The 25,961-nt window shown below is 68.5% G+C and carries 25 protein-coding genes; 14 read left to right on the top strand and 11 right to left on the bottom strand.

Going from position 1 to position 25,961, the window contains the following annotated elements; translation table 11 throughout:
* Positions 1–22 precede the first annotated feature (22 nt).
* The 6 genes from R2733_20980 to R2733_20955 form a co-directional block, all read right to left on the bottom strand.
* Positions 23–1,681: a hypothetical protein gene (locus tag R2733_20980; protein MEZ5378985.1), complete on the bottom strand. Its 1,659-nt coding sequence runs from the start codon at positions 1,679–1,681 to the stop codon at positions 23–25.
* Positions 1,682–1,804: 123 nt separating this feature from the next.
* Positions 1,805–2,278: an SRPBCC family protein gene (locus R2733_20975; protein ID MEZ5378984.1), complete on the bottom strand. Its 474-nt coding sequence runs from the start codon at positions 2,276–2,278 to the stop codon at positions 1,805–1,807.
* A gap of 9 nt (positions 2,279–2,287) precedes the next feature.
* Complete coding sequence (locus tag R2733_20970; GenBank protein MEZ5378983.1) at positions 2,288–2,887, bottom strand: hypothetical protein; 600 nt, start codon at positions 2,885–2,887, stop codon at positions 2,288–2,290.
* Positions 2,884–4,098: a glycosyltransferase family 4 protein gene (locus R2733_20965; GenBank protein ID MEZ5378982.1), complete on the bottom strand. Its 1,215-nt coding sequence runs from the start codon at positions 4,096–4,098 to the stop codon at positions 2,884–2,886. The genes R2733_20970 and R2733_20965 overlap by 4 nt, the downstream gene beginning before the upstream one ends.
* A gap of 6 nt (positions 4,099–4,104) precedes the next feature.
* A complete protein-coding gene (queG, locus tag R2733_20960) occupies positions 4,105–5,271 on the bottom strand; it encodes a tRNA epoxyqueuosine(34) reductase QueG (GenBank protein ID MEZ5378981.1) in 1,167 nt (388 codons plus the stop codon).
* Positions 5,272–5,326: 55 nt separating this feature from the next.
* Complete coding sequence (locus R2733_20955; GenBank protein MEZ5378980.1) at positions 5,327–5,515, bottom strand: hypothetical protein; 189 nt, start codon at positions 5,513–5,515, stop codon at positions 5,327–5,329.
* A 129-nt stretch (positions 5,516–5,644) separates the two neighbouring features.
* On the opposite strand from R2733_20955, the gene R2733_20950 reads away from it, so the two are divergent.
* The 4 genes from R2733_20950 to mftC all read left to right on the top strand — a co-directional run bounded on the left by R2733_20950 (position 5,645) and on the right by mftC (position 8,581).
* On the top strand, positions 5,645–6,808 hold the full coding sequence (locus R2733_20950; protein MEZ5378979.1) for a zinc-binding dehydrogenase: 1,164 nt from the start codon (positions 5,645–5,647) through the stop codon (positions 6,806–6,808).
* A 105-nt stretch (positions 6,809–6,913) separates the two neighbouring features.
* Positions 6,914–7,066 (top strand): mycofactocin precursor MftA, encoded by a 153-nt coding sequence (gene mftA / locus R2733_20945; protein MEZ5378978.1) that lies wholly within the window; start codon positions 6,914–6,916, stop codon positions 7,064–7,066.
* 35 nt (positions 7,067–7,101) lie between these two features.
* On the top strand, positions 7,102–7,461 hold the full coding sequence (mftB, locus tag R2733_20940; protein MEZ5378977.1) for a mycofactocin biosynthesis chaperone MftB: 360 nt from the start codon (positions 7,102–7,104) through the stop codon (positions 7,459–7,461).
* A 4-nt stretch (positions 7,462–7,465) separates the two neighbouring features.
* Positions 7,466–8,581, top strand: a complete 1,116-nt coding sequence (gene mftC, locus R2733_20935) for a mycofactocin radical SAM maturase (protein MEZ5378976.1) — start codon at positions 7,466–7,468, stop codon at positions 8,579–8,581.
* Between the two features lie 152 nt (positions 8,582–8,733).
* On the opposite strand, the gene R2733_20930 is transcribed toward mftC, so the two are convergent.
* Positions 8,734–9,846, bottom strand: coding sequence for an SH3 domain-containing protein (locus tag R2733_20930; protein MEZ5378975.1), 1,113 nt, complete (start codon positions 9,844–9,846; stop codon positions 8,734–8,736).
* A 138-nt stretch (positions 9,847–9,984) separates the two neighbouring features.
* On the opposite strand from R2733_20930, the gene R2733_20925 reads away from it, so the two are divergent.
* On the top strand, positions 9,985–12,255 hold the full coding sequence (locus tag R2733_20925; GenBank protein MEZ5378974.1) for a xanthine dehydrogenase family protein molybdopterin-binding subunit: 2,271 nt from the start codon (positions 9,985–9,987) through the stop codon (positions 12,253–12,255).
* A 4-nt stretch (positions 12,256–12,259) separates the two neighbouring features.
* Positions 12,260–13,321, top strand: a complete 1,062-nt coding sequence (mtnA, locus tag R2733_20920; protein ID MEZ5378973.1) for an S-methyl-5-thioribose-1-phosphate isomerase — start codon at positions 12,260–12,262, stop codon at positions 13,319–13,321.
* An 11-nt stretch (positions 13,322–13,332) separates the two neighbouring features.
* On the opposite strand, the gene R2733_20915 is transcribed toward mtnA, so the two are convergent.
* Positions 13,333–14,040, bottom strand: coding sequence for a hemolysin III family protein (locus R2733_20915; protein MEZ5378972.1), 708 nt, complete (start codon positions 14,038–14,040; stop codon positions 13,333–13,335).
* A gap of 182 nt (positions 14,041–14,222) precedes the next feature.
* Between R2733_20915 and R2733_20910 the strand changes: the two genes are divergently transcribed.
* A complete protein-coding gene (locus tag R2733_20910; protein ID MEZ5378971.1) occupies positions 14,223–14,735 on the top strand; it encodes a hypothetical protein in 513 nt (170 codons plus the stop codon).
* A gap of 33 nt (positions 14,736–14,768) precedes the next feature.
* A complete protein-coding gene (locus R2733_20905; GenBank protein MEZ5378970.1) occupies positions 14,769–16,358 on the top strand; it encodes an SPFH domain-containing protein in 1,590 nt (529 codons plus the stop codon).
* Here R2733_20905 and R2733_20900 read toward each other — a convergent pair.
* Positions 16,323–17,237: an LLM class flavin-dependent oxidoreductase gene (locus tag R2733_20900; GenBank protein MEZ5378969.1), complete on the bottom strand. Its 915-nt coding sequence runs from the start codon at positions 17,235–17,237 to the stop codon at positions 16,323–16,325. The genes R2733_20905 and R2733_20900 overlap by 36 nt on opposite strands.
* A gap of 160 nt (positions 17,238–17,397) precedes the next feature.
* Here R2733_20900 and queF point away from each other — a divergent pair, with 160 nt between their 5' ends.
* The 6 genes from queF (at position 17,398) to mftF (ending at position 23,112) form a co-directional block, all read left to right on the top strand.
* The gene (queF, locus tag R2733_20895) at positions 17,398–17,820 is read left to right on the top strand and encodes a preQ(1) synthase (protein ID MEZ5378968.1); all 423 of its coding nucleotides are present in this window, start codon (positions 17,398–17,400) and stop codon (positions 17,818–17,820) included.
* Positions 17,804–18,481: a mycofactocin biosynthesis peptidyl-dipeptidase MftE gene (mftE, locus tag R2733_20890; protein MEZ5378967.1), complete on the top strand. Its 678-nt coding sequence runs from the start codon at positions 17,804–17,806 to the stop codon at positions 18,479–18,481. Before queF ends, mftE begins: the two co-directional genes overlap by 17 nt.
* Positions 18,482–18,552: 71 nt before the next feature.
* Complete coding sequence (locus R2733_20885; GenBank protein ID MEZ5378966.1) at positions 18,553–19,701, top strand: NDMA-dependent alcohol dehydrogenase; 1,149 nt, start codon at positions 18,553–18,555, stop codon at positions 19,699–19,701.
* Positions 19,698–20,669, top strand: coding sequence for a MoxR family ATPase (locus R2733_20880; protein ID MEZ5378965.1), 972 nt, complete (start codon positions 19,698–19,700; stop codon positions 20,667–20,669). The genes R2733_20885 and R2733_20880 overlap by 4 nt, the downstream gene beginning before the upstream one ends.
* Positions 20,558–21,601 carry a vWA domain-containing protein gene (locus R2733_20875; protein ID MEZ5378964.1) on the top strand — a complete coding sequence of 348 codons (1,044 nt, stop codon included), beginning with the start codon at positions 20,558–20,560 and terminating at the stop codon, positions 21,599–21,601. The genes R2733_20880 and R2733_20875 overlap by 112 nt, the downstream gene beginning before the upstream one ends.
* The gene (mftF, locus tag R2733_20870) at positions 21,598–23,112 is read left to right on the top strand and encodes a mycofactocin biosynthesis glycosyltransferase MftF (protein ID MEZ5378963.1); all 1,515 of its coding nucleotides are present in this window, start codon (positions 21,598–21,600) and stop codon (positions 23,110–23,112) included. The genes R2733_20875 and mftF overlap by 4 nt, the downstream gene beginning before the upstream one ends.
* On the opposite strand, the gene R2733_20865 is transcribed toward mftF, so the two are convergent.
* Complete coding sequence (locus R2733_20865) at positions 23,013–25,727, bottom strand: hypothetical protein (protein ID MEZ5378962.1); 2,715 nt, start codon at positions 25,725–25,727, stop codon at positions 23,013–23,015. The two genes, mftF and R2733_20865, sit on opposite strands and share 100 nt — an antisense overlap.
* A gap of 5 nt (positions 25,728–25,732) precedes the next feature.
* Positions 25,733–25,945: a hypothetical protein gene (locus R2733_20860; GenBank protein MEZ5378961.1), complete on the bottom strand. Its 213-nt coding sequence runs from the start codon at positions 25,943–25,945 to the stop codon at positions 25,733–25,735.
* Positions 25,946–25,961: the final 16 nt, after the last annotated feature.

Raw genomic sequence — 25,961 nt, 5'->3', positions numbered from 1 at the left:
GGGACGAGGAATGTGCGTCGAATCAGGCGACGGTGCCGGCACACAGTGCTCGGCGAACCCCCACCGTGCGGGCCCACGTGGCGGCGGCGTTGCGGTCGGTCATCACCACGATCTGCACCGACTGCGCCAGCGGCTCGATGCGATCGAGCAGTGCCGTGACGTCGGCATCGTCGAGATCGCCGAAGTTGCCCTTGATCACGATCGGGATCGACACACCGGCGTTGTCGCGCACCCGCTCGGCGAGTTCCGACACTCCCTCGAAGACCGACTCGATCGACGAGGCATCGCCGGCTTCGATCCGAGCGATCCGGCGGCGCAGCTCGCTGACCCGCTGGCGGGACTCGGCGGCCTTGGCCTCGAGCCGGTCGATACGAGCCATGGCTCGAGCGTGACGGTCGAGCGCCTTCTCGGCAGCATCGAGCTCGGCTTGGATCATGCCGGGATCGACCCGGTTGGCTTCGAGATCGAGCCGTTCCTGCTCCATCAGCCAGCCGTCGGCCCAGATCGTGAGCTTCTCGGGTTCGAGGTCATCCGGCACCTCGACGTCGTTCTCGACCAGAGCGTCGTACAGCTCCCGCACACGGTCGAACCAGACCGGGTTCGGCGACTCCACCACATGCTCCTGCAACGCTCGCCCGAGATCGGCCGGCAACATGGGGCCGAAGAACTCCCGAGCCCGAGCCTTGATGCCATCCGCCACCTCGGCGAGCTGCACGGCGGTCTGGTCATACGTCATCGCGTGCCGAGCCTGGTCGACCTCGGCCTGTGCGGCGTCGACCTGATCCTCGGCCGCGCCGACCACGGCCAGCTTCTCCTCCGACGCCGTCGGCATGAGCCGGTACATGGCGTAGCCCGAGTAGCTGGTCTGGTTCACCTTGGCGAGCAGGGTGGCGATCTCGGCCTCCGTCTCGGCCGACCGCTCACGAGGACGGAACCGCCGTTCCACCTTCGGGTGGCAGAGCTGGTCCAGACGATCCTCGTCCTCGGGGCTCAACAGCACCGGCTTGGCGTCGGCTTCGGCGTCGGCGAGGAACCGCTTGGCATCAGCGAGGGCGGCCTCGGCCTGCTGCACCCTGGCGGCGATGGTGTCGAGATGACCCCGTGAACGAGCCTCGGCCCGCTGCAGCTCCTGCCACTCGGCAATGAGCTCGGCGATACCGTCGGGCGACTCGGTGATGACCGGGTTCGTGCCGTCGACGGCGGCGATCGCTTCGCGCATCCGGGCTCGACGAGCCTGGAGCTCGAGGTCGATCGGCTGCACGTGGACACCGTCGAGCTGATCCCGCAGGCGCTGCACCCGGGCAGCAGCGGTCGGCACCAGATCGGCTCGAACCTCTTCGACCCAGACCGAGTCGATCTGGGCGGCAGCGGCCAGCTGATCCAACTCGGCGACCATCTGGGGCAGGTTCGCAGCGCCGCCGGTGAACCGACTGGTCGCCATGACCACGTCCTCGGTGGTGAAGGGGCCGATGTCGGCGAGGTTCTCGCCGGTGACATCGACGAGGTGGCCGTTGTGTTCGACCAGACCGGCGAGTCCGAGACCCGAGCCGGTCACGAGCGATCGAATGGCCGAGATGAGCCGAGAACTCCGGGCCTCGTCGAGGCCGTGGACGACCGAGACGAACGGATGGAGGTCGGCGCTGCCGATGTCGGGCCCAAAGTCGAGGCGCAAGATTCTCATGGCCGAGTTGTCGTCGGGTTCGCCCGGCAACTCAAGCGGAAAGTTGAGGATTTCGCAGAAATATTTTCGAATCGCCGGAGGACCTCGGGGAATGGCGCACCGGCGCCCGGCGGGATGGGTCGGTCAGGCGGCGACGGACTGTTCGACCATGCGTCGGAACTCGCGCAACGCCGCTTCCATGATCTTGGTCTCGGCCCGGCGCTTGACGAAGCCTGGCAGTGGGACCATCAGATCGATCGTGAGCTCGTAGGTGACGCGGGTCGACGACGGGTCTTCCAGGTCGGGCTCGAACGTGTAGGACCCATCGATGCGCCGGGTGAGGTCGCCGGCCACGAGGGTCCAGCGCACGGCGTGAGGTGCGTCGCTGTAGTCGTAGTCGAGGGTGTAGCGGGTGGTGCGCCCCATGGCTTCGGCGCGGAAGTCGGCCCGAGTGGGTCGGCCACTGGCGTCGCGGGCGACGATGTCGACGGCGGTCACGCCGTGGGTCCACTCGGGATACTCCGCCAGGTTCGTCACGACGGCGAAGCAGGCGTCGGTGTCGGCGGCGACCAGCGTGTGGACGACGGCATGTTCACTACTCGACATTGGGGTGACCACTCGGACAGCCTAGTCCGCTTCTTGCTTTGGAGAGAACTCACCCCAACGAGCGCCGTACAACGACATCAAACCCATGCCGGCCAGCGGGACGAGCACGGTGAACGCAACGGGTGTGAAGGGAGCCAGACTCGCACCCGCCAAGCCCACGACGCATTGCACCGCCAGGCACGCCGCCAGCCGATTGCGGGCGAGCGCGGGCACGACCCCGCCAGTGAGGAAGAAGGCGCCCCCGAACCACAGCTCTTCGTAGCGGGATCGCCCGGCGGCCAGCACGAACGCCGCCCCGAACGCCACCGCGCCCACGAAGAAGCACACGACCGAGAAGACCGCGACCCCGTTGCGGACGATGTCGGCATCACTCAGCACACCCGCCAACGTGACGATCGAATGCAAGACGGTGACGACGATCGAGGCGCCGATGATGGCCGGTCGCACCGGCGCAGCGGAGACTGGTCGTGTCGAACTGGTGGCCCCGTCGGCAACTCGCTCGGGCTCGATCCCATCGGTGCCGTCGGCACCGGGGGCTCTTGCGGCATCGGAGGCAGGGTCGACACCGGGGGCAATGTCGGTGCGGTCGGGATCCGGCGAGGGTGGTGTGGTGGGAGTCATCGATCGCTACCTCGAGCCGCTGGTTGCCGGTGCGGATTCGTGTCGTCGGGTCCGGGTCTCGTGTCGGCGCCGGTGTCGATCGTGTCATCGATCGCCAGGCGGAGGCGATCGGCCAGCAGCTGGTAGTCGAAGCTGGTCTCGACTCGCCGGCGAGCGGCGAGCCCCATCGCTCGGCGGCGCTCGGGATCGTCGGCGAGTTGGCGGAGCGCGTCGGCGACGGCATCAGACTCGTCTGGTCGATCGACCACGATCCCGGTGACACCGTCGACCACGGCTTCGTCGGCGCCGCCGGACCGACCGGCGATCTGGGGAATCCCGACGGCCGCGGCTTCGAGGAATACGATCCCGAATCCCTCCTGTTCGAGACCGCCCCAGCGCTGGTTGCACGGCATTGCCATCAGATCGGCGGCGGCGTAGCGCTCGGCCTTCTCCTGGTCGGTGATCCGGCCGAGGAACTCGACCCGGGCACGGGCGTCGCCCGCCTGCCGACGCAGGCGCCCGAGTTCGCGCCCTGTGCCGCCGATCACCAGGCGCACATGGGGGTGAGAGGTGGCCAGCCGGCCGACGGCGTCGATCAGGGTGTGGAGCCCCTTGCGGGGTACCAGCCGTGTCACGACGGTGACGACGACGTCACGATCGTCATAGCCGAATTGACGCCGCAGCCGAGTCCGTTCGTCGGGCGACGGCGGCACGAGCCGTTCATGGTCGACGCCCGGGGGGATCACGACCGACGGCAGCGAGCGGCCGGCGCACCGCTCGGCTTCACGCAACGCATACGCACCGGCGGAGACCACGAGCGAGGCCTGGGTCAGGACCGAGCGAAGGGCGTGCGACGACCCGGGGAGTCGTCCGGGAATGGTGACCTCGGCGCCATGGAGGACGACGCCGTACGGCCGGTGCAGCCGGGGTCCGATCAGGCCGAGCGGCACTGCCGGATCGAGGAGGACCAGCGACGCATCGAGCCGCTCCGCCAAACGATCGACGCGGCGAGCCAACCACGGTGACGGCAGGAGGACCGGCTCGGGCGATCGCTCGATCCAGAATCGCTGCCGAGCGTCGAACGCCACCGCATGGGCGTAGGGAGTGGTGTAGACGTGCGCCTGCTCGGCGGGAAGCCGCTGCCACAGCTCGAGCAGGTAGTTCTGGATGCCCCCGACCTTCGGCGGGAAGTCGTTGGTGACGAGCAGATGTCGATGGTCGGTGGAGGACACGAGTGCTCAGTTTGCCTGTTCATCGGCGTCTCGGCGCGTGGACATGACCGCCGGCTCCACCACGCCGTGGAACTCGGCGCGCACCAGGTCGCTCGGGTCGTCCCTCCGCCGTTCGGCCAGCTGGTCGAGCCCGCAACGCCGAGCTGCCCAGACGGCATGTGCCCGGAGCAGTTCGTTGGGATGGTCGAGGTAGCGATCGATCAGCGGCCCGGTCTCCGGCCGGCCTCGCCCGAGATTGCCCAGGATGACCAACGCCGTCCGACGCACGACGTCGGGGTTCCGATCGGCCAGGTACCAGCGACCCACCCGGGCCATCAACTGCTGGTCCTCGGCCTCGAGCACCCAAGCGATGTCGATCCACGGGTCGGCCGCGGCGTCGGCCGGTGGTGGCGGCGAGTGGCGGTCGAGTCCGAGATTGGGTGGACAGACCTCCTGGCACTCGTCACAGCCGTACAGCCGGTCACCGAGTGCGGCTCGGAACTCGACGGGTATCGCTCCCCTCGCCTGGACCAGCCACGCCAGGCATCGACGCGCGTCGACCACACCCGGCGCCACGATGGCCGCGGTCGGACATTCATCGATGCAACGTCGACACGAACCACACCCATCGGACGCGACGGTGCGACTCGGGGTCAGCGGGGCGTCGGTGATGATGCCGCCCAGGACGAACCAGCTCCCGGCCTCTGGCACGAGCAGATTGGCGTTCTTGCCGTACCAGCCGAGCCCAGCCCGGTAGGCGACGTTGCGATCGACGAGGTGGTTGTCATCGGCGTGGACCTGGGCGAGATATCCGGCCGCTCGCAGCACGTCGGCGGCGGCCTCGAGCGCATCGCGCAACCGGCCGTAGTGGTCGGTCCACGCGTAGTGCGCCACGCGCCCGTGCAGCCCGTCGGGCGCTTCGACGTCGCCCCGGCGATAGTTCACTGCTCCGGCCACCACGGAGACCGCGCCGGGCAGGGCTCGGGTGGGGTCGGACGACCGATCCGGATTCCGGTACGTGAACATCATGTCGGCGGACAGCCCCGACGCCTTGCGCCTCGGCAGCACGCTGCGGGCCGGCTCGAGCACCTCGGCGGTGGTGACACCGACGGCATCGAGTCCGCCTCGCCGCCCGGCCGCGAGCACCGCGTCGGTCAGCGCTGAGGGGTCGTGATCGTCGGTGGCCGGGGGCACGCCACCCAGCCTGCCGCGTTCTGATGCGGAACGAGCGCGTCGGCCGGCACGTGTTTCAGCCGGCGCGGTGTTTCAGCTCTGGCACCATGCCTGCCGATTGGAGCCGCTTCATGGCGGCGAACGACGCCACGTCGATCACGACGGCCTCGTTCGGCTCCCGGTTGGTGATGAAGGTCACGACACAGTCGCTGCAGGCCTCGGTGGCCTGGAGTCGGCAACACGCACAATCAATGGTCACGCTCATGACCGTTACCGTACGGCGAACGTATGACAGCGCCCTGAGCTGCTCGAACACCGCTCGACTGCGAGCGTCTGCCGTCGTCGTGACGCCATTGGAAAGCGCCCGACGCCAGGTGCGATAGCGTCTGACGCCGTGAGAGCTCTGGAATTCCGCCGCTCAGAAGTCCGCTACGCCCGCGCCGCCGTCGCGTCGCGGCTGCGGCCCGGGTCGGGAGCCAAGACCGGCCCGCTGCACCTGATCGATGGCGCGGCCCCCTCACTCCCGGGTGAGGGCTGGCAGCGAGTTCACACCCGTCTCGCCGGCATCTGCGGTTCGGATCTGTCCACGGTCGAGGGTCAGGCGTCTCGTTACTTCGAGCCGTGGGTGTCGTTCCCGTTCGTGCCGGGCCATGAGGTCGTCGGCACGCTCGACGACGGGCGGCGTGTCGTGCTCGAACCCGTACTCGGCCACGCCGCCCGGGGATTCGAACCACCGTTCGACGGCGCCGCTCCCGGCGACGGCAACGACTACCGCCACCTCGTCAGCGGCCCGCTCGATCCCGGGATCCAGATCGGCTACTGCACCTCCACCGGCGGGGGCTGGTCACAGGAGTTCGTGGCCCACGACTCCCAGCTCCACGTCGTGCCCGACCATCTCAGCGACGAAGCCGCAGTCATGATCGAGCCGGCCGCCGTCGGCGTGCACGCTGCGCTGCGAACCCCGATCGGGCCCGGCGACTGTGTTGCGATCATCGGTGCGGGCACGGCCGGACTCACCACCTTGGCGGCGGTCCGCCGGCTCGCCGACCCCGCCACGATCATCGTGGCAGCCAAGTATCCCGAACAGGTCGATCTCGCCCGCTCGCTCGGCGCCGACCTCGTCGTCGCACCCGGCGAACTCACCCGGGCCGTCCGCCGCTTCACCGGGAGCCACATGATCGGCGACGATCTGTCGGGCGGCGCCGACGTGGTGATCGACGCCGTCGGCAATGAGGCATCACTCGAGCAGGCCATCGGCATCGCCCGTCCCCGAGGGACCGTGGTGCTCGTGGGGATGCCGGGGCGGGTCTCGGTCGACATGACGGCGCTGTGGCATCGGGAGACCGCCCTGCTCGGAAGCTACACCTACGGCACCGAGACCCTCGCGGACGGCACGGTCACCACGTCGTTCGCGCTGGCCACCGACCTGGTCGACACGGCCGATCTCGGACGACTGGTCTCGGCCACCTACCCGCTGGCGGCCTACGAGGATGCGCTCGACCATGCGGCAAACGCGGGGCGTCGTGGCTCCATCAAGGTCTGCTTCGATCTGCGCTGACCGGACGACACCACTGACGACATCACGGTCGACGCCACGCGGGCGCGACGGCGAGCGGAGGGGCGATGTCGAGCGCCCGAACCGACGTTGCTAGGCTCTCCCTCCATGGAACCCACCGCTGCCACCTCGTCCACCCTCGTCGCCGATGCCCCCGCCGAATCCTCATCGGTCGACCTCCCGGCAGGTGAGGACACCCTGATCGAAGAAGAGCTGCTCGTCGAGGAGATCTCGATCGACGGGATGTGCGGGGTCTACTAGACCCGGCCCGCTCGCCAGACGCTCCCCCACGCCGCATGTCGTCGTCTTCGCCGGCCCGCCCGGCCGCTGCCGCTGCGATCGATCCGTCGATCTTCGACGCGTCACGGCCGTGGCAGCTGCACCATCGTGTGGCGCTCCGGCCCGAACCGTTCGGGGCGATGGCGTACCACTACGACAACCGGCGCTTGAACTTCCTCCGCTCGCCCGAGCTCGTTGCCCTCGTCGAGTCGCTCGACCGGCATCCGTCGGCCCGGGCCGGCTTCGAAGCGCTGGGCATCGACGAGCGTCGCTGGCCGTCGTTCGAACGAGCCCTGGCATCGCTTGCGCTCTCGGACTTCCTCGAGCAGCGCGCCGACGACGACACCGCCCCCTACGCCGCCGCACCACTGGACTGACGCCATGACCGCTCTGACCGACGAACTCAAACGTGGCCTCGACGCGCCGATCTGCCTCACCTGGGAACTCACCTACGCCTGCAACCTCGATTGCATCCACTGCCTCAGTTCCTCGGGCCGACGCGATCCTCGCGAGCTCGATACCGCCGAAGCCAAGGCCGTCATCGACGAGATGCGCCGAATGCAGGTGTTCTACGTGAACATCGGCGGCGGCGAGCCGATGATCCGGCCCGACTTCTTCGAGCTGGTCGACTACGCCACGAGCAGCGGTGTCGGCGTGAAGTTCTCGACCAACGGATCCCGCATCGACGCCGAGCGAGCTCGCCAACTGGCGGCCATGGACTACCTCGACATCCAGATCTCCCTCGACGGTGCCGACGCCGAGACCAACGACGCCGTGCGCGGTGAGGGATCGTTCGCCACCGCCATCGCGGCGATGGAGCACCTCCGGGCCGCCGAGTTCGGCCCGTTCAAGATCAGCGTCGTGATGACCCGTCACAACATTCCCCAGCTCGACCGGTTCGAGGAGCTGGCCAATCGCTACGGGGCCGAGCTCCGACTCACCCGCCTCCGCCCCGCCGGCCGTGGCGCCGACTCCTGGCACGAACTCCACCCGTTGCCGGAGCAACAGGTCGAGCTCTATCACTGGCTGCTCGATCGCCCGATGGTGCTGACCGGCGACTCGTTCTTCCATCTCAATGCGCTGGGCGACGAGTCACTCCCCGGGCTGAATCTGTGCGGTGCTGGTCGAGTCGTCTGCCTGATCGACCCGATCGGCGACGTCTACGCCTGCCCCTTCGTCCTCCACGACGACTTCAAGGCCGGCAACGTCCGCTCCCCGGGCGGGTTCGAGGAGATCTGGCGCCGCTCCGACCTCTTCGCCGAGCTCCGGGGTCCGCAGTCGGCCGGCGCCTGCGCCAGCTGCGGCCAGTTCGACGCCTGCCAGGGCGGGTGTATGGCGGCCAAGTTCTTCACCGGCATGCCGCTCGATGGTCCCGACCCCGAGTGCGTCAGCGGCCACGGCGAGCCCGTGCTCGCCGCCGTCGGCACCGACGCACTTCCCCAGGGCACGAGCAATCACTCCAAGCCGGTCAAGGTCCTCCTCACCAAGAAGCCCTGACGTCCGCCCACCGCCCCGGTTCTGTGCGTCATTCCCACCGCCAATCACCGTTCTGTGCGTCAAAGTTCCCGTGACCGGCAACTTTGACGCACAGAACGGAGGACGCGAGGAGTTTGACGCACAGAACGGCCGAGTGAGGGGCGTTGCGGGCGTCAGGGAGACCAGGCGGCAGCGGTGATGGCGAGGAGGACGGGAGCGTCACCACTGGTGTCGAAGACGAAGGAGAGCGACTCCCAGTCGAGGCCGCCGAAGGCCTCGGTGCCGCTGAAGTGCAGCTCGACCCACTCGGCGTCGGGGAAGACCTCGGGGATGTTGCTGGGTATGTTCCCGACGCCGACCTGGACGTTGTAGCCCATCGCTTCGGTGCTGGTGACCGCCGTGCTGCCGGCCAGTGTGCGGAACCGCTCGGTCATCGTGGCCTCGATCGGATCACCGACGCCGGCCTCGACACCCCAGGTCACCACGGTGGTGTCGTCGGCGGCCGGGGTTCGCAACTGCTCGGCGGTCAGCACCACGGCGTCGTCGCCGATGAACGCATCGGATGCCACCGTGAGGCCACGATCGTCGACCAGACCGGCGAGGACGTCAGGAGAGGTCAGCCCTGCGATGGCAAGCCGAACGACATCGTTGCCTCGGAGGGGCGAGTCGCCGATGCGTTCGGGTGGCGAGACCGAGGGTTCGGGTCGGAGCAGACCGTTCTTCATCCAGCCGACGACACCGTCGGCCGTCTGGACCGGACTCCATTGCCGGCCGTCGATGTCTTCGATCACGTCGAAGAGTGTCAGCCCGGTCTCGCCGGCGCGGACCGAGCCAACGGCCGCGCTGTCGGTGGACGGTTCGGCATAGAGCGTGACGATCGAGCCGAGCGGGGCCTGGGAGACGAAGCGGGGCTCGAGCAGGCGCTGCCAGCTCGGGTCGATCTCGATACCCGAGACCGGCGAATCGTCGCTGTCGCCGGATGAGCCGTAGGGGTCGGACCCGTCGTCGGTCTCGGTGCCGTCGGCTGCCGTGCCGTCGGTCTCGGCATCGTCGTCGCCGTCGGCGGCCCCGGTATCGGTTTCACCACCGGCGTCGGCAGCCGACCCTTCGCTGGTCACCGCAGCGCCGTCGGCCGACGAGGTCACCTCGCTCGATGCCAGCTGCGACGACCCATCGGATCCTCCGCAGCCCGCAACCAGTGCGGTAGCGACGAGCATTGCGGCCACTCGCATCGCGCCCGAGGCGCCCACGCGCCGTTGCTCGGTGTCTGGTTCCTGGTTCGGCATGGATCCCCTCCCGATCGTCTGCTCGGTCGATGGTAAGCGCTCGTCGTGGCGAAAGCTGCGCGACGACCGGCGGGCCACTACGGTCGGCGCCCAACACAACGCGACGTCCGGGACCGACGAGCACGAGGAGCATCGACCATGAGCATGATTGGCACGCGAGTAGTCCGGAAGGAAGACCCCGAACTGCTGACGGTGGGCGGCAAGTACGTCGACGACATCGCTCCGGCCGACGCCCTGTTCGTCACGTTCGTCCGATCGATCCTGCCTCACGCCACACTCACCGGCATCGACACCTCGGCTGCCGCTGCGCTCGATGGCGTCGTTGGTGTCTTCACCGCCGCCGATCTCGGATTCACTGGTCGCCCTCACGCGATGCCCATGCTCAACCAGGGCATGCTCCGCACCTGGCTGGCGTCGGACCGCGTCCGCTACGTCGGCGAACCCGTGGCGGTCGTCGTCTCCACCAGTCGGGAAGCCGGCGTCGACGCCGCCGAGCTCGTCGACATCTCCTATGACGAGCTGCCCGTGCTCGTCGATCCGCTCGAGTCGGTGGCCGACGAGTTGCTGCTGTTCCCCGAGGCCGGCACGAACGTGGTCTTCGCCATGCCGGATGCCTCCGAGGGCGATCCGTTTGCCGACTGCGACACCGTGGTCGAGCTGTCGTTCCGCAATCACCGCATGGCCCCCTGCCCCATCGAGCCCCGGGGCACCTTGGCGATCTGGAACGGCCAGCGCCTCACCATCTACTCCTCCACCCAGGGTTCGCACGGCACCCGAGATGGACTGGCCGCCGCGCTCGGCATCGACAAGGACGAGCTGCGGGTCATCGCTCCGGCCGTCGGCGGCGGGTTCGGTGCGAAGAGCGGCGCGTACCCCGAAGACGTCGTCATCGCCACCATCGCCCGCCAGCTCGGCCAACCGTTGCGATGGGTCGAGACCCGTACCGAGAGCATGCTCGGCCTCGTCCACGGTCGTGGGCAGCTGTTCGAGGCGAAGATGGGTGGAACCAGCGACGGGCGCATCACTGCCTACTCGCTCCGGGTCGTCCAGGACGGCGGTGCCTATGCCGAGATGGGCTCGATCCTGCCCTTCATGACCCGCACCATGACCTCTGGCTGCTACGACATCGCCAACGTGGCGTTCGACAGCCGCTCCGTGGTCACGAACACCGTCCCCACCGGTGCCTTCCGCGGCGCCGGCCGCCCCGAGGCCGCTGCCGCGGTCGAGCGGATGATCGACCTCTTCGCCAGCGAGGTCGGTATCGACCCCGTCGAGATCCGCAAGAGCAACGTGCACGCTCCCGATGCGTTCCCGTTGACCACGCCGACCGGGGCCAGGATGGACTGCGGCGACTACGCAGGCTCCCTCGACCGGGCGCTCGAGGCGGCGGGCTACGACGAGCTGCGGGCCGAGCAGGCCAAGCGGCGGGAGAACGGCGACCACAAGCTTCTCGGCATCGGTCTGTCCACCTACGTCGAGATCACCAACCCGACCAACGCCGGCGAATATGGCAGCGTCGAGATCCGTCCCGACGGCACCGCCCTGCTGCTCACCGGCCAGTCGCCGCATGGCCAGGGGCACTACACCACCTTCGCCCAGCTCACGAGTGAGCTCACCGGGATCCCGGTCGACAAGATCGAGGTCCGTCACGGCGACACCGACGAGGTACCACGAGGCGCCGGTACCGGCGGGTCGAAGGCCATGCAGCTCGGCGGCACCGCGATCTGGCAGGCGACCGAATCCGTGGTCGAACGGGCCAAGGAGATCGCCGCCGAGCTGTTCGAGGCCAACCCGTCCGACATCGTCCTCGACACCGAGAACGCCTCGTTCTCGGTGGCCGGCACCCCGGCGATCACCAGGTCCTGGGCCGAGGTCGCCGAGCGTGAAGCCCAGATCAGCGGGAGTGCACTCCGATCCGAGATCGACTTCAAACCGGCGGGAGCCACCTTCCCCTTCGGCTCGCACGTTTCGGTCGTCGAGGTCGACACCGACACCGGCCTCGTGACCGTCCTCCGCCACATCGCCTGCGACGACGCCGGCACCATCGTCAACCCGATGATCGTCGACGGCCAGGTCCACGGCGGCGTCGCCTCGGGCATTGCCCAGGCACTCATGGAGGAGTTCAGCTACGACGCGAACGGGAATCCGCTCACCTCCACCTTCATGAACTACAGCATCATCTCGGCCACCGAACTGCCGTCGTTCGAACGGGTTCCGATGGAAACCCCCACCCCGATGAATCCCCTCGGGGCCAAGGGCATCGGCGAATCCGGCACCATCGGGGCCACCCCGGCGGTGCAGAACGCCGTCGTCGATGCGCTCTCCCACGTCGGCATCCGCCACGTCGACATCCCGGTCACGCCCGAGCGGGTGTGGCGAGCGATTCAGGACGCGGCCACGGCAAGCTGAGGGCATGGCCTCTTCCACCGATTCGTCACTCACCCCGGCCGTCGACTGGGTCGACGGCCGGCTCGTGATCATCGACCAGACCGCGCTCCCCACCTCGCTCGAACTGCTCGCGCTCACCACCACCGACCAGGTCGTCGACGCCATCTACCGGCTCGCCGTGCGAGGCGCGCCGGCCATCGGTGTCTGTGGCGCCTACGGCATGGTGGTGGGATTCGACGAGGCCAGGCCGACCGATCTCGATGCTGCCCGATCAGCGATCGATGCACTCACACACCGGATCGGCACGGCCCGCCCGACGGCGGTCAACCTGGCGTGGGCCGTCGACCGGGTCCGCACCGCCACCCTCGGCGCCACGACCGTCGAGTCGATCCGAGCGACCGCGCTCGCCGAAGCGCAGGCGATCCAGGCCGAAGACATCGCGTCGTGCGACGCCATCGGCCGCCACGGCGCCGACGAGCTCGTCGACCGTCACCGGATCCTCACCCACTGCAATACCGGACGCCTCGCAACCGCCGGTCGGGGCACCGCGCTGGGTGTCGTCTACACCAAGGCCGAACGTGGCCATCCGGTCGAGGTGTACGCCTGCGAGACCCGTCCGCTCCTCCAGGGTGCCCGGCTCACGGCATGGGAGCTGGTCGACGCCGGCCTGCCGGCCACGCTGCTCAGCGACGGTGCCGGTGCCGCACTGCTCGGCACCGGCGGCATCGACGCCGTCATCACCGGCGCCGACCGCATCGCCGCCAACGGTGACTCGGCCAACAAGATCGGCACCCGAGCCCACGCCATCGCTGCGCACTACGAGGGCGTGCCGTTCTACATCGCCGCTCCCCTGTCCACCTTCGATCCGGCCCTGCCGTCGGGCACCGACATCGAGATCGAGTTCCGGGCCGACGATGAGGTCCGCCGCTTCCGTTCCGAACAGTCGGCGCCTTCGGGCATTGCCACCTGGAACGCGGCGTTCGATGTCACGCCGGCCGAGCTGATCACCGGCATCATCACCGAGGTCGGTGTGCTCCGTTCGCCCTTCGTCGATTCGATCGCCGCCGCCTTCGCAGCGAAGGGCTGAATCCGGCGACATCAGGCCGACAGCACCTCGACCATCACCCAGAACTCGCAGGCCCCGGCGGCGAGCGTGAACACGTGCCAGATCTCGTGGTAGCCGAAGACGCTGGGCCGTGGGTTGGGTGCCTTGCGAACGAAGCACGTCGCCCCGGCCGTGTACAGCAGGCCTGCGGTGAGCAGCAGCGCCGCTGCCGCTGATTGCTGTGCCCCGGCCAGGAACGGAATGGCCACCAGCGGCAACCCGCCGAGCAGTGGGAAGAGGCAGCTGCAGGGGTCGTGGTCGGCGGTCAGCCGGGTCATCTTCAGCCCGACACCGACGATCGTGAGCAGCCAGCTCGCCACGACGATCCCGATGCCGAGTGCTCCCCCGATCACGACGAGGCCGAGCGGCGTCGTCGCTCCGGCCATGTGCACGAAGATCATCGAGTGGTCGAGGCGGCGCATCCAGAATCGGGCCTTCACGCTCTGGGCCAACCGGTGGTACGCCGCACTGGTGGCGAACATGACGAGTGCGGTGATGGCGTAGATGGCTGCCGGCACTCGCTGCCCGGCATCGTCGACCGAGAGGAGCAGCCAGCCGCCGGCGGGAACCGACACGGCAGCACCCAGCTGGTGGAAGCGGCCCCGCAAGCTCGGGCGTGCCCCGTAGATCGGGTGCTGCACGAGAAGCTCGGTGGTCCAGGTGGTGGGGCTGAAGGTGGGAGTCAAGATCACTGCGGCCATGGCTCAACGATGAGGCCACCGAACCGTGGGCGAATCGGGGCTTCCCCCCGGTCCCCAGCGCCGAATCGGGGACGGCGGGCAGCTTCGGCTGAGCACGACCACCCACTCGATTTCGCGCCGTTGCTGGAACCTGTCCCGCATCCCCGCCGTTGATCACCATGTCTCGATGAAGGAGGGGTGGCATGGCATTCGTGATCATCGGCGCCGTCGGCGCAGTGCTGCTCGTGTTCTCGCTCATCTTCGACGATGTGCTCGAGGGCGTCCTGCCCGACGGCGACCTCCTCTCCCTCCCGTCGATCGCTGCTGCCATGGTTGCCTTCGGCTTCGGGACCGCCGTCCTCGATCGGCAGGTCGGGCTTCCGGTCGGGCTCGCGGTGACCGGAGGCTCCATCGCCGCCGTCGTCGCAGCCCTCGGCGCCGTCCGAGCCAGCCGGGCCGCCATCGGCATGGCCACCGACGCCACGCCGACCTCGAACGATCTGCTCGGTGCCACCGGCCGGGTCATCACCGAGATCCCCACCGGCTCGACCGGCCAGGTGCTGGTGCGCCTCGGCGGGCAGCCGGTCAAGCTCACGGCTCTCACCGGACCTTCGGGTCCCACGCTCTCCACCGGGACCGACATCGTCGTCGTGTCCGTGGAGTCATCAACCAAGGTGACCGTGCAGGCCGCTGCCGACTTCTGGTCAGCGAACTGATCCAGGCACCACCTTCGAAAGGAACCACCCATCATGACCGCACTCCTGTCTGCCGTTGGAGTGATCGTCTTCCTCCTTGTGACCGTCGGCATGTTCGTCCTGTCACGCATCAAGGTGGCGGGCCCGAACGAGGCCTTCATCATCACGGGCCGCAAGGGCAAGGCCGTCACCAATCCCGAGACCGGCATCGTCAGTACCGACCTGTCGGGCCAGAAGGTCGTGATGGGCGCCAGCGTGTTCGTCGTGCCATTCGTGCAGAAGCTCGGCGTGCTCGATCTGTCGTCTCGTCAGATCGCCATGTCGGTAGGGTCTGCGGTCTCGGCCCAAGGCATCAAGTGCGCCCTCGAGGGCGTCGCCGTCGTCAAGGTCGGCGGCACCGAAGACGCCATTCGGGCGGCGTCCCAACGGTTCCTCGGACAGCAGGACGAGATCGACCACTTCACCCAGGAGGTGCTTGCGGGCTCCCTTCGTGCCATCGTCGGCCGACTCTCGGTCGAGGAGATCATCAAGGACCGCGCCGCCTTCGCCCGTGAGGTGGCCGAGGAGGCCGAGTCCTCTCTGACCAACCAGGGGCTCGTGCTCGACACGTTCCAGCTGCAGGACATCCAGACCGAGGGGAACTACCTCAAGGACCTGGGTCGTCCCGAGGCTGCTCGGGCCGAGAAGGAGGCCTCGATCGCCGAAGCCATCGCCCGGCGCGAAGCCGAGCAGGCCCGAATCAAGGCCGAGGAGGAAGTGGCTATCGCCAACCGTGAACTCGAACTGCGCAAGGCCGCCATCAAGGCCGAGACCGACGCCGCCAACGCCGATGCGATGGCCGCCGGTCCGATTGCCAAGGCGGCCCGCGACCAGGACGTGATCGCGGCCCAGGAGAAGGTCGCCCAGGCCCAGGCCCAGTTGAAAGAGCGCGAGCTCGACACCGAGATCCGCAAGCCTGCCGATGCCGCCCGCTACGCGGTCGAGCAGGAGGCCGAAGCCAACAAGTCCCGCTCGATCCGCGCCGCCGAAGCGGCACGCATCGCCGCAATCGAAGCCGCCCAAGCCAAGGCCGAGGAGTCTCGACTCGTCGGTGCCGGCGAACGTCAGCGCCGTGAGGAGCTGGCAAAGGCAGCCGAGATCGAGGGCCGAGCCGAAGGCGCAGCCGAACAGGCTCGTCGTGAAGCCATCGCGGCCGCCGTCCGAGCCGAAGGTGATGCCGACGCATCGGCAATTCTCGCCAAGGGCGAGGCCGAAGCCGAGGCGATGGCGAAGAAGGCCACGGCGTACGAGCAGTACGGCGAGGCGGCCATCATCGATCTGTTGGCGCGCATGTTGCCCGACGTCATTCGTGAGGCCTCGGCCCCGATGGCGGGCATCGACAAGATGACCGTCATCTCCACCGAGGGCGCCTCCGGCGTCACTCGCCAGGTGGCGGGCAACGTCACACAAGGCATGCAGCTCGCGTCCGACCTCGTCGGCGTCGATCTGGGTGCCCTCTTCAGCCGCCTCGCCGGCGGCGTCATCGGTGAACACCCGGCTGCCGGATCCTCGGCGTCGGGTGCATCGACCAAGCAGCCGGCGGCGGTCGGCTCGTCGGCAACGACAAACTCAGTCGGAGAGGGAGCGTCGGACCTCACCCAGTAGCTCGATGCTGCGAAGCGCCATCGTCTGGTCGACGGCCATCGTGCGAGTCACGATGTCGTCGACCCCGATGGCGCCCAGCCGAGCGAATTGGTCGGCGACCTCGTCGACCCCGCCGACGACCAACTGCTCCAACCCGAGTCCCCGATAGCCGGCATCGACGATGGAGGTCGCGGTGGCTCGGGTGGAGCGGTCGTCGGATCCGACGAGCACGTCTCGCCGAAGTGCCACGCGGGGCGTCGTACCGTGCACCGCGCACCGATCCCGATAGTCGGCAATCGCTCGCTCGAGGTCGTCGCCGACCAGGCTCGGTGCCGCGTACCAAGCATCACCCTCGCGGGCGGCCCGCTCCATCGGCCCGGGCCCGGTGCCGGAACCAATCCACCACTCGACGGGACGAGGGGGCCGAGGCGAGATCGACGCCTGCACGACCCTGAGCGACGGGATGTCGACGACATCGCCGGCGAACAGCCGCTTCATGGCATCGATCGCCGTGTCGGTGACGGGCCCTCGCCGGCGCATCGGCACACCCATGGCCGCGAAGGTGTCCTCGCCCCACCCGATGCCGGTCTGCACGATGAACGGGGCGTCGCTCATCGCCGCCAGCGTGCCGATCTGCTCGGCTGCGAGCACCGGGTGCCAGAGTGGGAGGAGCAACAGCAGACCGATCGGTCGATCCCTCGGCCAATCCGCCATGATCCGGCCGATCATCGGCACGTTCTGGACGTACGGCGCCTTGCGTCCCATCGAGTGGTGGTCGCCGAGGCTGAGGTGGTCGAGCCCAGCCTCGCCCGCCACCCGACCTCGGTCGATCACGTTGCGGACGGCGTCGGCGTCGCTCTGACCCTGCTGATTGCTGTTGATGCTGATCCCGATGCGCACGCCCCGACCCTAATCGCCTCCGCACCTCACGTTCTCGAGACGTAGAGCGACACCCCCATCGTTCTCGAGACCCAGAGCGGCGGATCTGTCGCTCTGGGTCTCGAGAACGGGGAGAGGTGTCGCTCTGAGTCTCAGGAACTGGCCCGGTAGCCTTGGCGGGATGAACGAATGGTCGACCCAGGCCCCCACCGATGGCGCACACGCCGCCCTGTCGATCCTCGGCAACACCGTGCGTGGGCCGGTCGAGCACGTCGAGTGCTTCCCGGCGCCGCTGCATTGTCGAGTCGTGCGCTTCACCACCGACGAGCTCACCTCGGTCTGCCCGGTCACCCAGCAGCCCGACCTGTCGTCGGTCGTCATCGAATATGAGCCCGACGCCCGGTGTATCGAGTCCAAATCGCTCAAGCTCTACCTGTGGTCGTTCCGGGATCGCGCCGTGTTCGCCGAGGCCCTCGCCGCCGAGATCGCCTCCGAGGTCATGCAGAGCGCCAAGCCGAAGCGGGTCACGGTCACCCTCTCTCAGCGCCCTCGGGGCGGCATCGCTATCGAGACCGTCGCCGAGCTCGATGGCAGCATCTCCTGACCGACTCGACGCACGAACGTCGCCCGAGGTCGGCGACGCGAGGCGCACGACGCTGCTGATCCCACTGGGAGCGACCGAGCAGCACGGGCCGCACCTGCCGATCGGCACCGATTCGATCATCGCCACGGCATGGGCCGAGGCCGTCGCCGAACGAGTCGACGGCGTGCTCGTCGCCCCGACGCTCCCCTATGGCTCCTCCGGTGAGCACCAGGCGTTCCCCGGCACCCTCTCGATCGGCAACGAGGCGCTCCACCTGGTCCTCGTCGAACTGGCCCGATCCGCCCGCCACGACGTCGATCGAGTCGTGTTCGTCTCCGGCCACGCCGGCAACGCGCACACACTCGACGCCGCAGTCAACCAACTGCGAAGCGAGGGCCACGATGCCCACTACGTCGTGCCTCGGCTCCCCGGTGCCGACGCCCATGCCGGCCACACCGAAACCTCGCTGATGCTCCACCTGGCACCTCACCTGGTGCGGACCGACCGAGCGGTGCCCGGAACCACGACACCGTTGTCGGAGGTCATCGACCGGCTGCGGGCCGAGGGCCTTGCGCCGGTCGCACCGACCGGTGTCCTCGGTGATCCAAGCGGTGCCGATGCTGACGAGGGTCGCCGGCTGTTCGAGCTGCTGGTGAGCGGTCTCGCTGCTTCGCTCGCGTGAGACGTGGCTGCTAGCTTCGGCTCCGGTGCTCATCGGACCGAGCGCCATCCGTCTCGCAAGGAGCAACGATCGTGAAGACCAGGGCAGCCGTTCTGTGGGGAATCAACGAAGAATGGAAGATCGAAGAGGTCGAGCTGGGTGAGCCGGGCCCGACCGAGGTCATCGTCAAGACCGCCTACGCCGGCCTGTGCCACTCCGACGAGCACCTCGTCACGGGCGACCTCGCCGCTCCCCAGGAGCTCCTCGACCTCATCGGCGTCGAGTCGTTCCTCCCGATGATCGGCGGGCACGAGGGCTCGGGTGTGGTGCAGCAGGTCGGCAGCAACGTCACCAGCGTCGCCGTCGGCGACCACGTGTCGGTCAGCTTCGTGCCGTCGTGCGGCAAGTGCCACTGGTGCGCCACCGGGCGCCAGAATCTGTGCGACCTCGGTGCCACCACCCTTGCCGGAGGCATGATCGCCGACGGCGTCTACCGTCACCACATCGACGGCAAGCCGGTCAACCGGATGGCGCAGCTCGGCACGTTCTCCGAGTACATGCTGCTCAGCGAGTCCTCGGTCATCAAGGTCGAACCTGAGTACCCCCTCAATGCGGTCGCCCTCGTGTCGTGCGGCGTGGCCACCGGCGTCGGGTCCGCTCAGAACCGGGCCGGGGTGAAGTCGGGCGACACCGTGGTTGTCGTGGGCGTCGGCGGTATCGGGGCCAACGCAATCCAGGGCGCCAAGCTCGCCGGCGCCATGAACATCGTCGCCATCGACACCAACCCCGACAAGAAGGAGAAGGCCGAGGAGTTCGGCGCCACCCACTTCTTCTCGAGCTTCGACGACGCCCTGCTCAATGTCATGGAGATGACCCGGGGCATCATGGCCGATTCGTGCATCCTCACCCCGGGCGTCACCACCGGCGACCTGGTCGAGCCGGCCATGAACATCATCTCGAAGGACGGCACCGTCGTCGTCACCGGCCTTGCTCCGATGGAGCAGCGCCAGGTCACGATGGATCTGTTCGGCCTGTCGATGTACAACAAGGAGATCAAGGGTTCGATCTTCGGTTCGGGCAGCCCCCGCTCCGAGATCCCCCGGCTGCTGCGCCAGTACGCCGGCGGCCAGCTCAAGCTCGACGAGCTCATCACCAAGACCTACACCCTCGACCAGATCAACGAGGGCTACCAAGACATGCGCGACGGCAAGAACATCCGTGGCGTGATCGCGTTCGATTGAGCGAGGTCAGCGCCGCACCGCTCGGCTACTCCCCGGCCACCCTCGCTGCGCTGCAGGCGGGGGTGGTCGGCCGCAGTCGGGAAACGGAACTCGTCGTCGCCGCCCTGATGGCCGGCCGTCACCTCTTGCTCGAGGGGCCACCCGGCACCGGGAAGTCGACCCTGCTCCGCACCGTGGCCAATGCCTCGGGCATGGGCTTCGTGTTCGTCGAGGGCAACGCCGAACTCACCCCGGCCCGCCTCGTCGGCCACTTCGATCCGGCGCAGGTGCTCGAGACCGGCTACCGGCCCGACATCTGGATCGACGGTCCACTCGCCGAAGCGCTTCGCTCGGGCGGCCTCCTCTACATCGAGGAGATCAACCGGGTGCCAGAGGAGACGCTCAACCTGCTCGTCACCGTGATGTCGGAGCGAGAGCTCAACGTGCCGCGCCTCGGACGCATCGAAGCCCACCCCGATTTCCGGATGGTCGCCGCCATGAACCCGTTCGACGCCGTCGGCACGGCTCGCATCTCGGGCGCCATCTACGACCGGGTCTGCCGTGTCGCCATGGACTACCAGAGCGCTGACGACGAGGTGGCCATTGCCCGGGCCAACACGCCCGAGCGGGTCGATCTCGTCCCCGACCGCATCGTCGAGTTGGTGCGAGCTACCCGCAACCATCCCGAGGTCCGCGTCGGGTCGTCGGTCCGTGGTGCCATCGACTGGCTCGTCCTTGCCAACGATCTGGCGGCGTTGCGAGGTGGCGTCCCGGCTTCGAGAGACGTCGGTCTCGATGCTGCGTTGGCTGCGCTGTCGGGCCGTATCCGGCTCCATGACTCCTCCACCCAGTCGCCTGAGGCCGTCATCACCGAGCTGTGGGACCGCATCATGGAGCGCCCGGAGCCGACCGAGCCGAACAACGACGACGGCGATGCCGAGGGAAAAGCCCACCGCCGCCCGGAGGCGGCGGGAACGACCCCTCGGTAGACGACGACAAGATCCTCACCGGCGACGACGCCGAGCAGGCCCTGCGCGACGATCGACGCCGGTCGATCAGCAGACGGGATCTCGAGCGCAACCCGAACTTCGACGACGTCTCACCCCAGCTCGGTGAGCTCGACGTCGAAGCGTTCGAGGAACTCTTCGACGACGCCCCCGACGACGCACTCGAACTCCTGGCCCGCATGTCGCAGGCCACCGATCGTGACCTCGCCGCCCTGGCCCGCCGGCTCGCTGGTCGGCTGATGCTCGATCTGGCCCGCACCGGCGAGGCCAAGAGCCGTGGGGTCGGCCGCCTGACCGTCGCCCGAGCCGACGAGTCGAGCAGCGACATCGACATCGACTCGAGCCTCGACGGCATCCTCGGTGCTCGCAGCGAACGGCGACCAGTCGCACTCGACGACCTGTTCACCTCCCGTTGGCAGCAACCGGCCACTGCGATCTGCCTTCTCGTCGATCGGTCGGGTTCGATGAACGGAGCTCGACTCGCCAGCGCCGCCCTCGCCGCCGCCGTCTGCGCCTGGCGGGCACCAAAGCAGTTCGCGGTCGTCGCGTTCGGCGATCGAGCCATCGAGATCAAGGGGCTGCTGTCCACCAAGCCGGCCGAAACCGTCGTCAGCGAGGTGCTTGCGCTGCGGGGGCACGGCACCACCGACGTGGCGCTCGCTCTCCAGGCGGCGCAGCGCCAACTCGCCACCAGCAGCGCCACCCGGCGAATCACGCTGCTGCTCTCCGACGCCGAGGTCACCACCGGTGGCGATCCCGTCCCGATCGCTCGGAGTCTCGACGAGCTCCTGGTCCTCGCTCCTTCCGACGAGCTCGAGCATGCCCGACGACTGATCGAAGCGGCCGGTGGCCGTCTGGCCGAAGTCGGCACCCCGATGTCGGTGCTCGGCGCCCTACGTCGCGTCCTGCAATGACCCCGGCACTGCCGCCTACATGGCGCGTCGTCCCGGACGCTGCGCTACGAACGCGGGATGACGGCACGTCGTTGATCGGTGGCACGCCGCTGGGCATCGTTCGACTGAGTCCGTCCGGTGCTGCGACGGCTGCGTCACTGTTCCGAGGAGAGCCCATCGGCCAGCCAGGACCTCGGGCCGATCTCGCCCGACGCCTGCTCGAGCGGGGTATGGTCCACCCACAGCCTCCGGGTCCGGGGCCCGGTCGGCACGATGTCACCGTCATCGTGCCGGTGCGCGGCGATCAGCACGGCGTCGAACGGACACTCGCTGCCCTCCCACCGGTGGCGCAGGTCATCGTCGTCGACGATGCCTCAGCCACACCGATCGTCCTGCCCAGCGATCTGGCCTCCTCGCCATCGAAGGTGGTGCGCTGTGACACGAACCTCGGACCGGGTGGCGCCCGGACTCGAGGGCTGGCGGAGGCCGATACCGACCTCGTGCTGTTCGTCGATGCCGACGTCGAACTCGAACCTGGGGCGCTCGACACACTGCTCGAGTACCTCGACGACGATGCGATCGTGGCGGTCGGCCCGAGGATCATGGATCGGGCGGCAGCTCCGTCGCACTCGTCGCCTCCCCTCGCTCAGGGCGTCGCGCAGTCGGTGCTCGCCGACTACGAGGCCGAGCACTCCCCGCTCGATCTCGGTCCCCGGCCGTCGGCCGTACGCCCCGGTGCGCTCGTGAGCTACCTGCCGACGGCGTGCCTCCTCGTGCGGCGTCGAGCCCTCGGCGAGGTCGGGCCGTTCGATCCGGAGCTCCGCTTCGGCGAAGACGTCGACCTCGTATGGCGGCTCCGCTCGATCGGCACCGTTCGCTACGTTCCCCAAGCGATCGCCACCCACCCACACCGGCCGAACCTGACGGCGTTCGTCCGCCAGCGAGTCGGTTACGGATCGTCGGCCGGCCCGCTGGCCCGGCGCCACGGTGCTGCGGTCGCTCCTCTACGAAGCTCGGGTTGGACGCTCTTGACGCTGGCGCTTGCGCTCGGCGGTCGCAACCGCCTGGCTGCCCTGCTCCACCTCGGAACCACGAAGGCGCTCGTTCCCAAGCTCGGCCCGCTCGGCGATCCACTCGTCGAGGCGGCACGCATGACCACCACCGGCAACGTCTGGGCGGCACGCACAGTCGCTCGCAACGCCGGGCGAGTGTGGTGGCCGGTGGTTGCGCTGGCGCTTGCCGTGCCGGCAACGCGGCCGATCGCTCGTCGCTGGATGGCGTGGTCGCTGCTGGAGCGAACCATCGGTGCACGCGAAACAGACCCCCGCCAGGTGGCGATGGGTCTGCTCGATGATGCCGCCTACGGCACCGGTGTCTGGGTCGGGGCGCTGAAGCAACGAACGCTCGTGCCTTTGCTCCCGGCGCTGAGCGGTCAGTCGACCTCGGGGAGGTTGACGATCAAGTCCAGCAGCTGGACCACGTCGAGGGTTTCGACGCTGCGCAGACGCATCTGGGCCTTCAAGTCGTCCTGATCGCTGACCACCGCAATCGGGAAGTGCGACGGGTAGCTGTCGACGAGCTCGCTCAGCTTCTGGCCTGGGGTCATCCCGGGCTGGATCAGGCGGCGGCGCACCTTGGTGGGTGCGGGCATCTGGTCTTCGCCGCCGACCGCCGGATCGAACACGACGTCGACCGCGGGACCGTACTCGCCGGTGACCTGGTCGAGCTTCTCGAGCAGGTAACGCCGGCGATCGGCGAGGGCGGAATCCCGCCAGCCCATCGTGGCAGCCGCATCGCCGTCGATCAGCATCACCATGTCGGGGGTCGACGCAATGCGACGGGCCTCGGCATCGTCGGGGATCATCGCTGACGGCTCGGCGACGGGTTCGTAGCGACCGGCATCGGGATCGATGAACGAGGACGTGTCGGAGATGTCGAAGGTGACCTCATCGGTCGCCTCGTCGGCATCGCCGTACGGAGCGTCGGACTCATCGACCGGAGCGTCGGTCTCGTCGTCGTCGGCACCGAAGCCGTAGGAGGCCATCACGTTGGCCAGCGCCTGGTCGTCGTCGGCGCTCGAGCGGCCGTCGTAGAACGAGGCGACGTCGGACGTCGCGACGTCATCGTCGACAGGGTCGAGGTCGTCATCACCGGCAAGGAAAGCATCTTCGATGGCGGCCTCACCCGTCGCTGGTGCGACGAACTCGGCGTCGACCATCTCGTCGTCAACGATCTCGTCGGCATCGGCCAGCTTGTCGGCGACGAACTCGGCGTCGGCCATCTCGGCGTCGATGATCTCGTCATCGGTGTCGTCCGTCTCGTCCGTCGCCGGCGCAGGGTCTCCGAAGAGATGGGTTTCCTTCATCTCTCGCGGATTGCCGAAGAGTGTCGCATCGGTGCGACCGGTCGGTTGTTCGATCTCGACGTCGTCGGGCAGGAAGCCACCGATCTCGATCTCGGCGTCTGGCGCCCCCGGCGGCATGGGCGGCTGGGGAATGCCAAAGCCCATCCCAGGAGCATCGGCTCCCTCGGCAGCGTCGGATGCCACCCCGTCGACCGACGGCGATGTCTCGACGTCGAAAGACGGCGATGCCTCAGCGTCGGTCGAGGTGGGCGACGACAGCTCGCTGTCGATCGCCGAACCGAGGTTGGTCAGGCGCTCGTGGACCTGGCCGAGTGTGGCGTCGAGGTTGCCAATGGCCGCAACCGACTCGTTGGCCGCTGCATCGGCCGAGTCGACCTCGCCGCTCAGCGACTGAGTGGCCGTGTCCAGGGCAGAGCGGGTACCGGTGATCCGAGCCCGCATGATGTCGATCTGCGAGGCGAGATGGTCGCGCTCAGCTTCGACCTGACCGAGCTGGCTGGCGAGGTCATTGAACAAGCTGCGTCGCTCGGCGGCACTGGTCTCGCGGGTGCGGGCGAGATCATCGAGCGCAGCTTCGACGGCTCGTCGCTCGTCGGCCAGGGTCTGGATCTCGACTTTGAGCTCCTGCCACTGGCCCGACACGTCGTCGAGCTGGGCCTCGAGGTCGACCCGAGCCTGCTCAGCCACGCGCACGCGGTCGCTCAGCTGGTCGCGCTCGACTCGCAGCGACGAGGCATCGCGCCACGCTGCGTCGCGCTCGGCGACGGCGGCATCGAGCTGGTTGCGAAGACCGGACTCGGTCTCGGCCGCCTCGCCGATGAGGCGCTGGGCATCGGCCAGATCGGCCTGCGCCTGTTCGAGCGAGGTGAGGGTGTTGGTCCGCTCGGCTTCGACGTCGGCGGCGGCGGTACGGGACTGCTCGATCTGGGCCCGCAACGACTGGAGCTCGGCTTCGAGCTCACGCTGACGAGCGAGCAGACCTTCACGATCGGTCATGGCACGATCGCGCTCGGCCCGAGCGTTCTGGAGATCGCTGTTGGCGCTGGTCAGCTGCGTCGCCAATGCGTTCGACTCGGCTCGCCGTTCCTCGACTTCGGTCTCGAGACCGGCGACCGGGGCGGTGGTGTTCTGGCGCTCTTCGGCCAGGCGGGCGACCAGCCCGCGCAGGCTGGCCAGTTCTTCTTCGATGCTCGCTCGGGTGTCGGCCGGCGCCGGCGCACCTGAAGGGGTCGACGGGGCGGGCGCGGCGTCGACCGGGCTGGCAGGAGGGGGCGGAGGGGGTGGCGGGGGAATGCTGCCGGTCGAAGGGGCCGGCGCGCTCGGCGGCGCTGGGGGTGGAACGGGAGCAGTGGCGGGTGCAGCGAGAGCGTCTGGCGAGGGAACGGGGTCGGGCACGATGGGCTCGAGCACGCTCTGGCCGGCGTGCTTGGAGAGATCCGGGAGGCTGGAGGTCGGTCGCGGAACGGCCTGCCCGGCCACGAGCTGTGAGGTGTCGGCCCGGCCGAACGAGGGGTCGCTGTCCCAGCCGCTGGGTCGATGAAGCCAGAGATAGCCGTCGCGGCCGACGTTCTGTTCAGTGGCCTGCGCCGCTACGCGGGAACGGAACTCGGGATCTTCGTCGATCACCCGCTGGGCCACCGACATCGCACGACGAGGGAGTTGCGGCACGTACAAGAAGCTGCGCATCGCCACCGGAGGCTCGATCGGCGGGGTGGCCTCGACTCCCTGACGCGCCACGGCGAAGGCCAACTCACAGGCTCTGGCCAGCGGCTCTGATTCCACGGGGACTACTCCTCTCGGTCAATACGCACCACGTCGTTTCCGTGGCCGCACCATCGACACAAGATCTGATCGACCGTTTCGCTGAGAATTTCAGTCTGTTCGACTTCTAAAGTTCCGCCGACCGAGAAATGGTGGTACTCGCGAGTGGTCCGGGTGATCTCGACGTCGAACCGCGTCAGGTTGCCACAGGCAGTACAGCGATAGCGTTTGTGCTCCATCGGCTCAGCGTACCGA

It is taken from the genome of Acidimicrobiales bacterium (assembly GCA_041394265.1).
Taxonomy (GTDB): Bacteria; Actinomycetota; Acidimicrobiia; order Acidimicrobiales; family SZUA-35; genus JBBQUN01.
This window is presented reverse-complemented; position numbering and strand designations above follow the sequence as displayed.

Coding starts and splice junctions, on each gene's coding strand:
- R2733_20980 (MEZ5378985.1), bottom strand. CDS start 1,681: ATGAGAATCTTGCGCCTCGACTTTGGGCCCGACATCGGCAGCGCCGAC.
- R2733_20970 (MEZ5378983.1), bottom strand. CDS start 2,887: ATGACTCCCACCACACCACCCTCGCCGGATCCCGACCGCACCGACATT.
- R2733_20955 (MEZ5378980.1), bottom strand. CDS start 5,515: ATGAGCGTGACCATTGATTGTGCGTGTTGCCGACTCCAGGCCACCGAG.
- mftA (MEZ5378978.1), top strand. CDS start 6,914: ATGGAACCCACCGCTGCCACCTCGTCCACCCTCGTCGCCGATGCCCCC.
- mftB (MEZ5378977.1), top strand. CDS start 7,102: ATGTCGTCGTCTTCGCCGGCCCGCCCGGCCGCTGCCGCTGCGATCGAT.
- mftC (MEZ5378976.1), top strand. CDS start 7,466: ATGACCGCTCTGACCGACGAACTCAAACGTGGCCTCGACGCGCCGATC.
- R2733_20930 (MEZ5378975.1), bottom strand. CDS start 9,846: ATGCCGAACCAGGAACCAGACACCGAGCAACGGCGCGTGGGCGCCTCG.
- R2733_20925 (MEZ5378974.1), top strand. CDS start 9,985: ATGAGCATGATTGGCACGCGAGTAGTCCGGAAGGAAGACCCCGAACTG.
- mtnA (MEZ5378973.1), top strand. CDS start 12,260: ATGGCCTCTTCCACCGATTCGTCACTCACCCCGGCCGTCGACTGGGTC.
- R2733_20915 (MEZ5378972.1), bottom strand. CDS start 14,040: ATGGCCGCAGTGATCTTGACTCCCACCTTCAGCCCCACCACCTGGACC.
- R2733_20910 (MEZ5378971.1), top strand. CDS start 14,223: ATGGCATTCGTGATCATCGGCGCCGTCGGCGCAGTGCTGCTCGTGTTC.
- R2733_20905 (MEZ5378970.1), top strand. CDS start 14,769: ATGACCGCACTCCTGTCTGCCGTTGGAGTGATCGTCTTCCTCCTTGTG.
- queF (MEZ5378968.1), top strand. CDS start 17,398: ATGAACGAATGGTCGACCCAGGCCCCCACCGATGGCGCACACGCCGCC.
- mftE (MEZ5378967.1), top strand. CDS start 17,804: ATGGCAGCATCTCCTGACCGACTCGACGCACGAACGTCGCCCGAGGTC.
- mftF (MEZ5378963.1), top strand. CDS start 21,598: ATGACCCCGGCACTGCCGCCTACATGGCGCGTCGTCCCGGACGCTGCG.
- R2733_20860 (MEZ5378961.1), bottom strand. CDS start 25,945: ATGGAGCACAAACGCTATCGCTGTACTGCCTGTGGCAACCTGACGCGG.